General features: G+C 58.0%; 10 protein-coding genes. 3 read left to right on the top strand and 7 right to left on the bottom strand.

Going from position 1 to position 14684, the window contains the following annotated elements; translation table 11 throughout:
* Positions 1-161 precede the first annotated feature (161 nt).
* Positions 162-1223, top strand: a complete 1062-nt coding sequence (locus RMO15_RS08415; protein ID WP_309710541.1) for a M28 family peptidase — start codon at positions 162-164, stop codon at positions 1221-1223.
* Between the two features lie 2 nt (positions 1224-1225).
* Here RMO15_RS08415 and RMO15_RS08420 read toward each other — a convergent pair whose 3' ends face one another.
* The 7 genes from RMO15_RS08420 to RMO15_RS08450 form a co-directional block, all read right to left on the bottom strand.
* Positions 1226-3994, bottom strand: a complete 2769-nt coding sequence (locus RMO15_RS08420) for a tetratricopeptide repeat protein (protein WP_309710543.1) — start codon at positions 3992-3994, stop codon at positions 1226-1228.
* A 2-nt stretch (positions 3995-3996) separates the two neighbouring features.
* Positions 3997-4800: a PEP-CTERM sorting domain-containing protein gene (locus RMO15_RS08425; protein WP_309710544.1), complete on the bottom strand. Its 804-nt coding sequence runs from the start codon at positions 4798-4800 to the stop codon at positions 3997-3999.
* 357 nt (positions 4801-5157) lie between these two features.
* A complete protein-coding gene (locus RMO15_RS08430) occupies positions 5158-6030 on the bottom strand; it encodes a hypothetical protein (protein WP_309710546.1) in 873 nt (290 codons plus the stop codon).
* An 18-nt stretch (positions 6031-6048) separates the two neighbouring features.
* Entirely contained in the window at positions 6049-7683 is a 1635-nt protein-coding gene (locus tag RMO15_RS08435; RefSeq protein ID WP_309710548.1) for a glycoside hydrolase family 44 protein, read from the bottom strand.
* Between the two features lie 7 nt (positions 7684-7690).
* Entirely contained in the window at positions 7691-9217 is a 1527-nt protein-coding gene (locus RMO15_RS08440; RefSeq protein WP_309710550.1) for a hypothetical protein, read from the bottom strand.
* 35 nt (positions 9218-9252) lie between these two features.
* Positions 9253-10152, bottom strand: coding sequence for a hypothetical protein (locus RMO15_RS08445; protein ID WP_309710553.1), 900 nt, complete (start codon positions 10150-10152; stop codon positions 9253-9255).
* Positions 10149-10688, bottom strand: coding sequence for a hypothetical protein (locus tag RMO15_RS08450; protein WP_309710556.1), 540 nt, complete (start codon positions 10686-10688; stop codon positions 10149-10151). Before RMO15_RS08450 ends, RMO15_RS08445 begins: the two co-directional genes overlap by 4 nt.
* A gap of 83 nt (positions 10689-10771) precedes the next feature.
* Between RMO15_RS08450 and RMO15_RS08455 the strand changes: the two genes are divergently transcribed.
* Both RMO15_RS08455 and RMO15_RS08460 read left to right on the top strand, forming a co-directional pair.
* Positions 10772-13381 carry an NB-ARC domain-containing protein gene (locus RMO15_RS08455; protein WP_309710559.1) on the top strand — a complete coding sequence of 870 codons (2610 nt, stop codon included), beginning with the start codon at positions 10772-10774 and terminating at the stop codon, positions 13379-13381.
* Positions 13378-14684: tetratricopeptide repeat protein (locus RMO15_RS08460; RefSeq protein ID WP_309710561.1), on the top strand; the 1307-nt coding region annotated here is incomplete at its 3' end. The genes RMO15_RS08455 and RMO15_RS08460, both read left to right, overlap by 4 nt.

The following is a 14684-nucleotide window of genomic DNA, read 5'->3' on the forward strand; positions in this document are numbered from 1 at the left end:
TCTTGTGGTGTTCATGCGGGTATCGAGGATGATTTGGTGGAGCGTTTCTTGATTATGCTTCGTGGACATAATCAGGAATGTCAGCGATGTTGGTTACGCCTTCAAATGAAGGAGTTATCAACGTGATAAAACCCATAGCCCAGCCTAGGTACAATAGGAAGATGAGCCCCATTTTCCCCTTTCTCTTTTTTGTAGCCTTGCCACAGAAGCCCACGGTACAAAGTTGGAAGCCGGAGCTGAGCACCGACCGACGCGCCGCTCTAGAGCGGATCTCGCCCGACTCCCTCAAGGGCAACCTCTCGTTTCTGGCCTCCGATGCACTGGAGGGCCGCGCCACGCCCTCACCGGGGCTGACGATCGCTGCCGAGTTTATCGCCTCGCAGTTTCGCAAGGCGGGCCTGGAGCCGGGCGTGAAAACAGAGACGGGCAGTAGCTACTTCCAGACCACGATGATGAAGGGGCGTGGCTCCGACGAAGAGAAGCCGGTCTCTAACGTCATCGGGGTGCTACGCGGCTCGGACGAGACACTCAAGGACAGCTATATTATCGTCACAGCGCACTACGACCATATCGGAACCAACCCCAACCTACCCGGCGACGACAAGATCTTCAACGGGGCCAACGACGATGGCAGTGGCACGGTGGGGGTGATCGAGCTGGCGCAGGCGCTGAGCACGCTGAAGAAGCGCCCCAAGCGCAGCATTGTCTTCATGACGTTCTTCGGCGAGGAGCGCGGTCTGCTGGGCTCGCGGCACTACGGCAAGAACCCCGTTTTCCCACTAGAGAAGACCATCGCGCACATCAACTTGGAGCAGATTGGCCGCACCGACGATAAAGAAGGCCCACGGGTAAGCGCTGCCTCGATGACAGGCTTTGACTTTTCGGACATCGGCCCAATCTTTGCGGCGGCGGGCAAGGCGGTGGGCGTGGCTATCAGCAAGCACCCCCAAAACAGCGACGCGTTCTTTGGCCGCTCGGACAACCAGGCTCTCGCGGACTTAGGCGTTCCTGCCCACACACTCTGCGTGGCGTATGTCTACCCCGACTACCACGGGGTCGGGGATCACTGGGAGAAAGTGGACTACCCCAACACCGCCAAAGTCCTCAAGGCCGTCGCGCTGGGACTCCTCACCCTTGCCGAGAGTAAAGACGAGCCGCGCTGGAACGCCCAGAACGAAAAAGCCGCTCGCTACCAGAAAGCCTGGCAGGAGCGGCAGAAATAAATCTAAACCTGGTTCTGCTCAAGCCAGGCGAGCACTTCTGCGATAATCGGGGCGTCTGCTGATTCTGTGGGGGGCGCGGTGTCTGACTGAAGCTGCTCACGCAAGGTATTGGCAGCTCGCCCTACCCGCTCGCCGAAGGGGGTATCTCCTTGCTCTTGTGCCAGCAGTGCCGTCAGCTCCAGGGCACTAGCGAGATTTTCCTGGTAGCGGTAGTGGTGACTGAGGCGTAGAGCCTCATGTAGAGCGCTCGCCGCCGGGGAGAGCCGCTCCTGAGCAAGAGCGGCCTTGGCCTGTCCTAGATAGCAAACGACGATTCCACGCCAGTCTTCGGTTTCACGCAGGGGCGCAAGGGCAGCATCATAGAACTGCAAAGCATGCTCTGGGTCTCCCTGGCGCAGAGCAATATCGCCCCGGTTGAGCCGGGCATGGGCGGCATGGACGGGGTCTCCCAGCGATTGGTAGAGCGTCTGGCTCTGCGAGAAGGCAGCGGCGGCTTGCACCAGGCGCTCCAGCCCGGCGGCGGCAGCACCGATACAGTTCCAGGCGTGGGCCTCGCGCACGGTGTCTCCGATGGCCTGACGGAAAGCAAGGGTCTCTTCAAAAAGGGAGAGAGCACGGGCAAATGCGCCACGTGCCAGCGCATTGATCCCCAGGTTTGCCTGAAGCGCCGCCGTCCCTGCCGCATCGCCCTCCAATGGAATTGCCAGAGCCGCCTCATAGTGGGTGTCGGCGGCGGCGAGCTCGCCCCGGCTGTAGGCGATCATCCCCAGAACCGTGCGGGCCGTTCGCTCGGGCTGGGCGGCGACGGCTCCCAACTCCTGGCAGAGGGCGATGCAGCGCTCCAGGTGCCGGACGGCCTGGTCGGCACTGGCGCTGTTCCAGGCAAGGCGTCCTGCTGTCAGCAAGAGCTCGGCGCGGGTGAGCGGATCGGCGAGAGTTTGCTGCTGAAGAAGGCGCTGAAGCCGCTCGCGCCCTTCGCGAAGCCAGCCACGAATCTCCCAGAAGCGCCCCAGGCCAATCGCAATCCGTGCAGCCTCTTGCAAGCGCCCTTGAATCAGAAAGTGCTCCTGGGCCTCACGGATATTGGCGGCATCGTGCTCCAGTGTGGTGAGCGCCTCACGCTGCTGGGTGCCGCGTAGCTCGGGAGCCTGCCGGGTGACCAGCTCCTGAAAGTAGGTGCCGTGGCGTGCGCGTAGCAGTGCCTGCTGGTCTATGCCCTCTTGCTCCAGTGCCTCAGCACCAAAGGCTCGCAGGCTCTCCTGGAGCAGGTAGCGCCCGCTCTCCTGGAGCAGGTAGCGCCCACTCTCCAGCTCCAGGCGTAGCAGGCTCTTGTCTCGAAGCGCGATCAGGAGATCGGGGATGCCTGCGGGAGTGCAGAGAATCCCACAGACCTTCTGGGCCGCCTCGATGCTGAAGCTTCCGGTGAAGCAAGAGATTCCCTGGAAGAGCCGTCGCTCGTCGTCGCTGAGGGTCTGGTAGCTCCAGTCAATCGTCGCACGCAGAGAGCGGTGGCGGGGGTGGAGGTCGCGCATCCGGCTGGAGAGAACGGTGAAGCGCTCTTGCAGAGCGCTCTGAATCTCGCTCAGAGTAAGCGAGCGCGTCTGGGCGGCGGCAAGTTCCACCGCCAGAGGCGTGCCTTCAAGCTGATCACAGAGCGCCTCCAGGGTCGCCTGGTTCTCCGCTGTGCAGGCAAAATCGGGCCGCGCCTGGCGGGTGCGTTCCACAAAAAGCTCCAACGACTCGGCCTGGCTGAGCGGGCTGAGCGGGTACTCGTGCTCCATACTCAGATACAGCAGGCTCCGCGATGTCGCCAGCACCTGAAGCTGCTCGGTGCTCTTGAGCAAAAGCGCGATCTCATCGGCCAGCTCCTCAAAGCGCTCCGCTCCATCTATCAAAATCAGCGTTGCCGCGCTTCGAAAGTGTGCACTGAGCTGCTGAAGAGTCGTCTTGCCAGGATCTTCGGTGAGACCACAGGCGTGTAGAAGTGTGGTGGCAAACTCCTCAGGGCGAGAAAGAGAAACAACATCCACATACCAGATTCCCTCAGGATAGCGCCAGAGCAGGTCGCTGGCGATGTGGAGCGCCAGGCGCGACTTCCCTCCCCCGCCCAGCCCGGTGACCGTGACCAGGCGGGCCTTCTGGTCCACCAGCAAGCGCCGCAGTGCCAGCACATCTCCCCGTCGCCCCACAAACGAGGTGATCTCGGAGGGAAGGTTGTGGCGGTGCGCCGACTCGGTGCGCAGAGGAGGAAACACCTCAGGAAGCCCCTGGGCCACAACCTGGAAGATGTGCTCGGGCTCGGAGATTCCCCGCAGGCGCTGGAAGCCACGATCCAGCCAGCTCACCGGGGCATCGCTTAGCTTTTCCTGGAGGGAGGCAGGCACCAGGATCTGCCCCCCATGCCCAGCATCTAGGAGCCGGGCCACGCGATTGAGTGGCATCCCAAAGTAGTCGCCGCCACGCTCCTCGACCTCTCCTCCATAGAGAGCCATACGTACTTTTAGAGTTCCAATCTCTCCCCAGCTTTCCTGAGTCAGGGCATGTTGCGCCGCGACCGCCGCGTGTAGGGCGGTCTCGGGTGAGGTAAAGACGGCGAAGAATGCATCCCCCACCGTCTTAAAGACCTCACCTCCCTGACTCTGAATTGCTTGATGGAGAAGTGTGTCGTGGCGGGCCAGTGCGCCTTGCATCGCCGTTGGGAAGCGCTCCCAGAGCGGTGTGCTTCCCTCAATGTCTGTGAAGAAAAAGTAGCGTAGCGCCGCCCCTGCCATCTCTATCGCCTACGCCGCAGACCTAGCCCAGCCAGTGTGGCAACTCCTAAGGCTCCCAGTGCGAGTGTCCCTGGCTCAGGAGCACTCCCCCCTCCTCCAAGAGCCACGATCCCACCACCAGGGTTGCTATTAGGGTTAAAGCGATAGCCAGACTCATTCGGATCACTGCCATTATTGCTGATGCTAGGCACAACATCCATGTAGAAGCTTGTTGTGCCCTGTGTGGCCGGATACGCCACATAGAAGTCAAAAATACCCCGCTCGCCTGGATCCAAAGTCGGGATTCCCGCCAGAGGATCAAGTTGATAAAAGTGCAGGGTGCTATAGACAGAAGACCCGACAAAATTAACATCTTCTCCATCGTAGACCCCTAAAAATCCCGAGTATGCCACAACAAAGGGACCGTCGTCGTGTACCCGTCCACGCACCCCTAGCGGAGAAGAGACCTCGACGAACCCGAGCTGAGAGCGGAAAGCGTGGCCATCAGGATACTGTGGAGTATGAAACGTGACAGAGGTATAAGAGTTTGTGGTCAGATTCGTCATATCGTACTCGTTAAAGCGAACCACAGGGTCCGCAATAGGAGTGACGATAATCGCGTTTCCACTTCGCCCTGATGCATCACTGGCACTCAAGTAGCCTGCCTCGATATTGCCAGTATCTACAAAGCCATCTGCTCCAGTAAAAGGATCCGTTTTAAAGCTTCCCAGGCCTCGGTTGTAGTAACCAATGTCCACTCTCGTCTGTGCTTGTGCACTACCTGCCACCAGCCAAAAGGCAAGAGCAACAACAAATAATTTACGCATTTTTTCTCCTAAAAACAATTCGCTATCTCAGAATGGGGAATCTGCACCCTTGGGCGGCGCATCTTGCAGAAGAGAGACATGTGAGAAATCACAAGCAGAGAGTATAAGTGTGACTTCTATTATATATTTATTCATTTATTTGTATCTTCAATGTAGTTGACAATAGAAGCCCATCCTTTTATATAGGGAAACTTTGCATTGTTCCTGTCTCACCAGACCCTGTCCTGTAAGGAGCGGGAGGGCAAGCCATGAGGCTTTGTACTTTGTGGATAGGTTCTCATAGGCTTACTTTCTCACACCACCGTTGCCGGTTCCGTTGCCGAAAAGGCAGGATGTTGTCTTCCATGAAAGTAGTTTCTACTTACGTGTCCAGTTGGGGAAGCTATCACGGCCTGTGGAGAGGAGCACTTGAGGTGTTCCTCCCATGGCAACGACAAGGTAGAGATTGCCTTTGGCAGCGAAGCTGAGCTGAGTGCTGTCGGGCGACCAGGAGGGCGTTGCCTCTTCCTGGGCGGGGGTGTTGGTCACCTGGGCAACCGTACCGTCGCTGATGCGCATCGTCCAAACATCCCCGTTTTGGATAAAGGCGATCCGGGTGCCATCAGGTGACCAGGCAGCCTGATTCCCATTTGCACCAAGTGCTCGCGAGGTGTTATTTCCATTCCAGAGGCGCAGCTCGCCCTTGTGGTTGGTGTAGACAAGCTCGTTCTTAGGCGACCGGGTCGGTGTCTGGGCGATAATCGCGTCGCTGGTGAGCTGCTGGACAGCCCCTTGTATGAGCGGCAACAACCAAACCTCCTCGCCAACCTCCTGTCGTCCTCGGTTCCCCTTGCTTGTTACCCAGGAGAGGCTCTCTCCTTCGACGTCCCAGCACGGCGTGCCATCGTAGCTAGGATGGTTGGTGAGGCGCTGAGGCTCTCCGCCGCGCCGGTTTACCAGATAGAGCTCCGTCTCAAAGCTATCGGGGCCACCGGAGAAGGCAATCTGCGTCCTCTTGGTGTTCCAGACGGGATCAAAGAGCCGACTGGGTGCGTTGGTGAGTGGGATCTCCTGCTCCTGCGTTCCATCTGGGCGGATGGTCATCAGGCGGTTGCCATCCCGAACGAAGACCAGGATGCCCGTATCAGGAGCCGGGCGCTCCGCCACATTTACTCCCCCTCCTCCGCCACAGCCACTCATCATCAGGAGGAGGAGAAGATAATATAAAGTACGGTTATAAGAGATCATCACTACTTGATTCTTTCTTTTCTAAGAGTTTTTAGGAATGCGACGCGCCTTGGGATAGACGATCAGGAGAGTGGCGCTCTGGGCGGGTAGGGAAAGCGAGAGGCTGGTGTTCTGCACCACGGCGGGGTCAGGCAGGCGCGTAAGCTGTGCGGCGCTCGTTCCTGCTCCCTCCAAACGGTAGGCCATCGCTGCCAGAGTAAAGGGAGAGCGGACAAACAAAGTAGAGCGAAAAGCGGTATCTCCTTGAAGAGTATCTATCTTAAGAGACAGACTCTGTGTCAGCGATTTATTCACCAAAATCAGAGTTAAAGCCGTTCGCTTTTCATCAAGAGCAGCAAAGGCAGAAAGTGTATCCGCCGAGCTTCCACTGAGGCTAGTACTCTGCACCAGCGTCCCAAACTGCCCTCCCTTCTCATCGTAGTTGCGGAAGAGACGAAACGCGAGTCCCACGGGGCTACTGGGGTTGGGAGAGGGCCAGCGACAGGCCAGATCCAACCCTTCGCGTCCGAAGATTCCTAGGGCTTCCACTTGCGCCAGTGCGGAGACCAGCAGGTTATCAGGACCAAAGCTGTACTCTGTAAGAGCCGTCTTGGTGCCAGGAAAGACCGCCGCCCACTGCTTCAATCTGGGGATCAGTCGAATCGTGTTGTTAGGAGGCCCAAAATCTTTAATGTAGTCCTCACTCACATAGCTTGGATCCCAGAGTGAGCGCGTTGCCCGGAGCCGAAGCGCCTGTATCGCTGGAGTGTCGCTCTTATCCTCTAATAATGTCTGACCGGTCGCATTGTGCGGATAGAAATGAACGCTGAGATAGTCAATCAGCCGCTGACCGGTCTGATCCGTATGCTCTTTAAGCGCTCTCACATAAACTGGAATCCAGTCCTGCCCCCCATTGGCCTTGCGATCAGGATAGCTGGCAGGGTTATAGCTCAGACTCTTGGCGCGCTTGGCATCGTAGCCTGAGGTAAAGCATCCCTCGTAGTTCCACTCCTCGGGTCCGAGAATCGCAGCATTCGGCAAGACACTCCGCACTTTAGTGGCGTAGGTCTTGGTCGCAGCGATCACTTCCTGCATACGTGCGCCTTCGGGGTGAGCCGCCCGGTGGCTGTTATGCCAGAGCATCGGTTCATTATCGAGACCAAAGAGGGGAATACTACCAGGCAAGCTCCTCAGCCAGGTTTCTTGGAGTGCCGGAGTATTGGCTGTGTAGGCATCGGCAGGGTCGTTGGTGGCGATCAAGCTCCCATCGGGTTTTACTCCATTGCCAGCATCCCCTTCTAAAACATCTTTCTGTTGCCCGTACTTGCGCACGGAGTAAGCGTAGCTCTTTGTGTCCTTGGCAACTTTATCGAGAAGGGGCATGGTAAGCATCGTGGTTCCCCCCACCCCACTAGTTCTCTGGTGAAAACCAGCAGGGTCGTTCGGGATGCCCCCAATCGAGTCGTAGTTATGGAAGTAGTAGTCGTTGCCCGAGTTGGTGGCACGGATCGGCCCATTGAGCGCACTCCAAGGCGTCCCCCCGAGGCGATTAACCGTAGCTCCGAGCAGCTTCAGCCGTGCGGGATCGTGCTCGTTGTTGACCCCATAAATCAGGGGGCTGATCGCTGCCCCGGTCGGAGAAAGAGCTATGGTGAGCTGTGCTTGCTGTCGTGACATCTTTTCTCTACTTTAGGATCGGTGTTGTCGAGACCGTCATGCGGAAGTCCAGCTTCTCCACAACACTCCTGGCCTGTGGGTCATGGCGTACGGGGATCTTGAGAGTTGGAAGATTGCCGATCTCGCGTGGTGCTGGAGTCCGCTGTATACGGGGTTTGATCTGCGCGTTTTGTGGGAGAAGCCCCCCACAGCCTGGGCTTTGCTCTGTCTGAAAACGACGACGTAGAGGTTTGAGGATACGCACCGTGCCATCCCATCCCTCGCGACTGAAAATCGCGATCTTAGGGGGAAGTGGCTGTGGGTTGATCGCCACCCAGTCCACTTTATTGCTGAGGCTAATAGAAACGAGCTGCAGAGGGAAGTCATTGGGGAGGTCAAAGACCTCGTAGTTCAGTTCATAGGCATCTCCCACCTCAACAATCTCTCCATAGACAGGCCGCGTCAAGCTCTTCATGGAACCGCCCGTAAGGCCGGTGGAGGGGCCGTTCTGTACCTGAGCGCTAAAAACGAAGGGGGAGGGACGGAGAAAAACCGTGGCCTTCGATGCCTGTGCAAGGCTGCGGAGCGACGCTCCCTCGGATGTCCGCAGATAGACATCGCGCACCTGCGGCTTACCCAGCGACTTATCCCAGCGGATCACCCCCCGCACGATTCCCATTCCCACCGTAGGAACGCCGTAGTCGGTTTTATAGACCCGCAACGTCACAAACGGACTGTCATCACGTCGGAGTAGAGTGGCCTTCCCCGCCGAGGCAACAAGCGTGGGACGAGGCTGCTCGGAGGCCATCAACGAGCGAGCATTTTGCAGGAGTTGGTAACCCTTTGTACGCAGGTTTGCCAGAGCTTGGTTGAGAGGCGGCAGTGCTTGCGCCACGTAGGCCCCGATTTTTCTCTCTCGGTTGAGCTGCTCCTCCACCTGCCGCCAAAAGTCTGGCCCTCCGAAGAAGTCGCTCACACTGCTGGCAAACTGGATCAGATCAGCCACTACGTTCTGGGATGTCAGCTTGCCATTGACGGTTCGTACCACACACTGCTCAGAGACAACGGTGATATTGCTCAGATCCGCAGGGATCGAGAGCACCACCTCTGCCTCAAGATCAAAGGTCACTCCAAACTTCGGATCCGCATAGCTTCCTAGGGCCGTGGGCTGTGTTGTTTTAAACGTCGCTCCGTTGTTCTTGAGCGAGAGGGTAAAAGCCAAGCGACGCCCCCCATCTGAGGCAGCAATCACGGTGCCATCTTTTGCCAGGTTGAGCTCGATATTATAAGCCGTCTGCCCTGCTAGCAGCTTACCTTTTCCCAGAAGCGCAATAAGCTGCGTCTCAATATCAGGTCGCGCTTTATCCCAGGCATCGTTTGCAATGGCATTGAGGTAGTTACTATCGCGAAAAGCGGGGACGCTCCTGAGGTCGTTTCGAACGGGATCCCAGATTTGCTCCAAGACCTGAAGTCCTCCCTGCGCATGAGCAGGAACAGAGATGACGATTGGCAGACAGAGAGCTGACATACTCATAAAGAGAACGCTATTTTTCATGACGAAGGCTCCTAAGATTCATCTTAATTCAATAACTAAAGTCCAAGCGCAAGGATATTACTCACGACAGCATTGACATACTCATCCACAACCGCCACTGAGTCCTTGTCCACTCTAGGGACATGATTATCGAAGCAAGGAGTCGTGATAAAAGTGCTCTTGACAGTGAATCCTCGCTTGAGTAGCTCTTCCGAGATCGCTTGCCCACCCGCAGCCCAGGTACCATTGTTGCCAATAGGTATTCCATCCTTGGTATTATGAACGATTGCGACGGGTATCTTCGTATTGGCCATGTAGCCCGAAAGCGCTCCTGGATCCACCCACGTCGAGCAAAAGAAAGCCCCTATCAGACGTGGATCGCGTCGGTCCGCGTACATCAGGTCGCCTTTATGGATCATAGAGGAAGTGAGGTAGCCCCCAAAGGAGAGACCACCTAAGATGAAGTTGGTAAATCCCACTGGAAATCCGCCCGAGGCTGTAATTCCTTTCCCCTGAACAAATTTCGTATCAACATTAAGCTTTTGGCCATTCATGAGTTGCAAGTACAGCATGGCATGGCGAATGTCTTCTGGCCCCCACTCTTTCGCCTTGGCATAGTCATTTGCCACAACGCCATCGCCAAACTTGCGATAGTGAACGACGGCAACATTGAAGCCTTTCATCGCAAGCTTTTGTGCAATCGCGGTGGCGAGTGGATCGTTATGATCAATCACCTTGTCAGGATTCGCACCAGGGGCTAGGACAACCAGAGGACGCTTGGCAGGATTGCCCGAGACTGCCGCGTAGTAACGAAGCTTGTAGGAGTGTTTGTGATTATCACCTGGACGACAGTACTCTACTTCCTCGCCCTTGGGAGGCGCATCTTGTGGAAGAGACGCATGAGAAACGCTGCCAATGGAGACTGCCAGAACAAGACCTGCAATATACTTTTTCATAAATTAACCTCTTTAATGTATTTAGTTATGGATTCCCATCCTTTCAGATAGGATAGTTTAGGATCAACAAAAAACGACTCATAATCAATGGCAAATTTTGTCGCATTTCCCGGAAGATTATATTTGTAGAGAAGATCTCTGGCTTCGCTATCTTCGAGTGCTAGTATTTCAGGATCTTCCAAATTCACAGCATTGGTCATAATCCATAAAATATTACGGTTTCCTGATTTTGAGATCTCTTGAACAAGTTCACGATGCTGTGGCATTGCTCCGTTTGTGCTATCTTGTGCCATAACAATCAGTGCCGCCGATGCCATCTGAGCCTTGTCTTCGCTCACGTTAAGCTTCGCTCGCCGAAGCTCTGTGACGACATCTAAGACCGTTCTGTCTCCCACAACGACGATAACGGGTGCTGGCTTCCCTGCTCCTGCCCCACCACATCCTGTCAGGAGCGGGAGGACAAGTAAAAATGCCAGATAAGTAGCCAGGAATCTTAGCAAGCCGTGAGGCTTTGTATTTTGTGGATAGATGCTCATAGGCTTACTTTCTCACACTACCGTTGCCGGTTCCGTTGCCGAAAGGGCAGGAATTTACCTTGAGAAAATTGAAGTTAGGCACTGTGCTACGACTTCGGCTACTGGGAGCGTTTTTGCTGGAGGTGGACGGAACTCCCGCGCCACGTCTGCGCTCGCGTACGGGGGAGAGCCTGCTAACGCTTCTGGCACTACGGGCTGGGCAGCCTGTCGAGCGGCTCTGGCTGGCTGGAACTCTCTGGCCGGAGAGTGACCACGAGCAGGGGCTCTATAACCTACGGCGGAACCTCACCGATCTGCGGGTCGCACTGGGGAGTGAGTCTTGGCGGCTGGAGTCGCCCAGCAAGCTGACGCTCTCGCTGAATCTGCAAGAGGCGGAGTGTGATGTGCTTGCCTTTGATGCGGCGCTGGCGGCGCAGTGTTGGAGCGAGGCGGTGGCACGCTACGGGGGAGCGCTTCTCACCACGGGCGAGGTGCCCTGGCTGGAGGCGGAGCGGGCGCAGCGCGAGCAGGGCTACTTGCTGGCGCTCGAGAGGGCGGCAACACAACTCCCCCCAAGTGAGGCACTCGCTCTGCTGGAGCGTGCCCGGAGCCTCGATCCCCTGCGAGAGAGCGTGGTGCGGGGGCTGATGCAGTGCCACCAGCGCCTTGGCAATCTTGCGCACGCTGTGCAGTGCTACCAGGAGCTACGCTCGCTTCTCTTAGGCGCGCGGCTCGGGAGCCCAGACGCCCAGACGCAGGCACTCTATGCCGCGCTTTCGGAGCCGCAGAGAGTTGTGTGGGACAACCTGCCCGAGCCGCTGAGCGCCTTTGTCGGGCGCACGGCGTACTTGGATACCTGTGCGCACGCGCTTACCCAAGAGAAACGCCGTCTCGTCACGCTTCTCGGAATGGGCGGAATTGGCAAGACACGGATCGCCTGCGAAGTCGCGGCTCGCCTGCGCCCGCACTTCCCCGACGGCGTGCTCTGGGTGAACTTAGAGGGAGCAACCGAGAGTGAGGCACTGCTCTACCGGCTGGCGGCGGTGCTGGGCATCGCCGCGCCCTCGGCTGCGACGCTTCAGAAACAGCTTGTGGCCGCGCTTCGGGGCAAGCGCGTCTTGCTGGTGCTCGATAGTGCCGAGCAGTGCCACGAGGCTCCCGAGCTTGCTCACGCACTCCTCACGGCGCTTTCGGAGCTCAAGATACTAGTCACGGCGCGCCGGGCACTGGACTTGCAGGCCGAGACCGTCGTAGAAGTCTCCCCTCTCTCACGTGAAGAGTCCACGGAGCTTTTTGTGGCCTTAGGCAAGAGCAAGCACGCAGCGTTTACCGCGACTGCGGAGAACGCACGTGATCTCCAAGCACTCTGTGAGCGGCTGGAGGGAATCCCCCTGGCGGTAGAGCTCGCCGCTGCACGAGTCGCCACGCTCACGCCGCGCGAGCTACTCCAGCGGCTCAAAGAGCGTTTTCGGCTACTCCAGAGCACGGCGCACGATCTCTTGCCCCGCCAGCGCACGCTTCGGGCTGCTTTAGACTCGTCATGCGCACTCCTTAGCGCTCAAGAGCAGAGTGTCTTTGCCCAGCTCTCGGTCTTTGCGGGGGGCTTCTATCTCGACGATGCCGAAACCATCTGCGAAGCTCCTGAGGTTGATGTTCTGGAGAACCTTCATGCCCTGCGCCGCCACTCGCTCCTTCAGGCGGAGACTGAACCACGCAGCCAGCGGGTACGCTATCGCTTTCTGGAGACCGTCGGGGAGTACGCCAAGGAGCGTCTTAAGGAGCAGGGAGCACTGGAAGAGCAAACCACACGCGCACATGCACAGCACTTTGCCACTTGGGCCAAGCAAGTTCGGCAACAATTTCGCACTTCTACTGAGGCGGAGGCACTGGCTCAGCTGGAGCGGGAGCAGCGCAACCTGCAGGCTGTGGTGGACAATGGGAGCCTACCTGCGGAGCTGCGCGGCGAGTGCGCCTTGGCTCTGGCGGGGCTGCTCACGCGGCGCGGCTTTGCACGAGCGGCCCAGCAGCCACTCTCTCTCGTGCTCCCCAAGCTAGAAGGCTCTCAGCGCGTCGAGGCACTGGGCGAGTGGGCAGGGCTCTGTCTGGACCTTCAGGAAGGGGAGCAAGCACTCGCGACAGCCACAGAGTCGCTAGCTCTTGCGCAGACTCTGCAAGACTTGGTCGGAATCGCGCGGGCACAGAACCTCCTGGGGCAAGTCGCCCTCTACCAGGGTGAGAAAGAGGTGGCTCAGCGCTACTTCACGGAGGCCCTCGCCTTTTTTGAAGCGCACGCGAGCACCGATGCCGCCTTTGTTCATAACAACCTCGGACTGATCGTGGGAGAAGACCTCACCCGCGATCCACTGCAAGCACACGGCCACTTTGCCCGTGCACGGCGTCTCTACGAGCAGCACAACAACCTGCGTGGGATCGCACGCGTGGAGAACAATGCGGGCTACGTGGCCTATCTCTGGGAGGATTTTCGCTTATCTGCGCAGCACTACCAGCGAGCCAGCTCTGCCGCACGTCGTAGCGGCGATCTTGATCTTTTGGCAAAGGCCCTCAATAATGAAGGCGAAGCCGCCGAAGCCCTGGGCAGCCTTGAGTCTGCCTGCGCTCTCTACGAGGAAGCTCTCGCGCTCTTTACCGAGCTGGAGTCGCCCTACGCTTCCTACACCCAAGAGCTTCTGGAGGCACTGAAGACTAAAAAATGAGCGAAGAAGAAGAGAAGATCAAGCAGGGCGATGCCGCCGTCCGTGCCAGCCAGTGGGAGGCAGCGCAGCGGCTCTTTGAGGAGGCCCTCGCGCTGGCGCAGAAGAACCAGAACGTGCGGACGCAGGCACGGGCTCTTTATAGCCTCGGGGGGCTTTTTTTGACCCTGCGGCAGTACCCAAAAGCCCAAGGCTACGCCCAGCAAGCCCTCGCGCTCTTCCAGCAAGCCAAAGACCGCGCAGGCGAGGGCAATGCGCTCAACGACCTAGGAAGCCTCGCACGTTTTTTGGGAAAGCCCGACGAAGCCCTGGGGTTCTTAAACCGTGCCCTGGCGATCCGGCGGGAGCTCGGAGATCGGCTCCGGGAGGCCGATGCACTTACCAATATCGGCAATGTCTACGGTACCACTGGGGAGTACACCAAGGCGCGTGAGCACTACGAGCAGGCACTGCCGCTCCACCAGGTCAGTGGCAACAAACGCAGTGAGGCCAACACGCTCAGCAATATAGGGACGATCTACCGGCTCACGGGGCAGTTTTCCGCCGCACGCCAGCAGTACGAAAAAGCCCTCGCAATCCGCCAGAGCCTCAAAGACCCAGCCAGTGAGGCGAGCGCACTCTACAATATTGGAGTCTGCCGTAAAGCGGTCGGGGAGTATATCCCGGCGCTCCAGCTCTACCAAAAAGCCCTCACGCTTCAGGAGCCACTCGAAAATAAAGCCGTCGCGGCCACGACGTGCGCCGGGATCGCCAGTGTCTACGCCGCCCTCTCCCAGCCGAGCAAGGCGCTGGCGCTCTACCAGGAAGTACTCACCCTTCGTCGTGCCTCAGGCGACAGGCGCGGCGAGGCAGCCGCACTGAGCAATCTCGGGCAGGTCTACGCCATGCAGGACAAGCCCGAGCTGGCACGAGAGCACTTTGAGAAAGCCCTCGCTCTCTACCAGGAGATCAAAGACCGTGCGGGTGAGGCCGACGCTTGGAACGGGCTGGGGATTCTCTACAACTCCTGGGGAAAGTTCGACAAAGCCCAGCAGGCCTACGAGCGGGCAAAGACCCTCTACCAGCAGCTGGGTGATGCCTCGGGGGAGGCGGATGCACTAAGTAACCTGGGAGCGAGTGCGCTTTTTTTGAAGCAGTACTCCAAGGCGATTGCACTGTGTCAGCAGGCACTTCCGGTGCACCAGGAGCTTCGCAGTCCTAGCAGTGAGCAAATTACCTGGGACACATTGGGGCAGGCACAGCTTGCTCTGGCAAAGCCTCAGGAGGCACTCGCGTCGTTTCAGAAGTCTATCGCTCTGGTGGAGAA

It is taken from the genome of Armatimonas sp. (genome assembly GCF_031410135.1).
Taxonomy (GTDB): Bacteria; Armatimonadota; Armatimonadia; order Armatimonadales; family Armatimonadaceae; genus Armatimonas.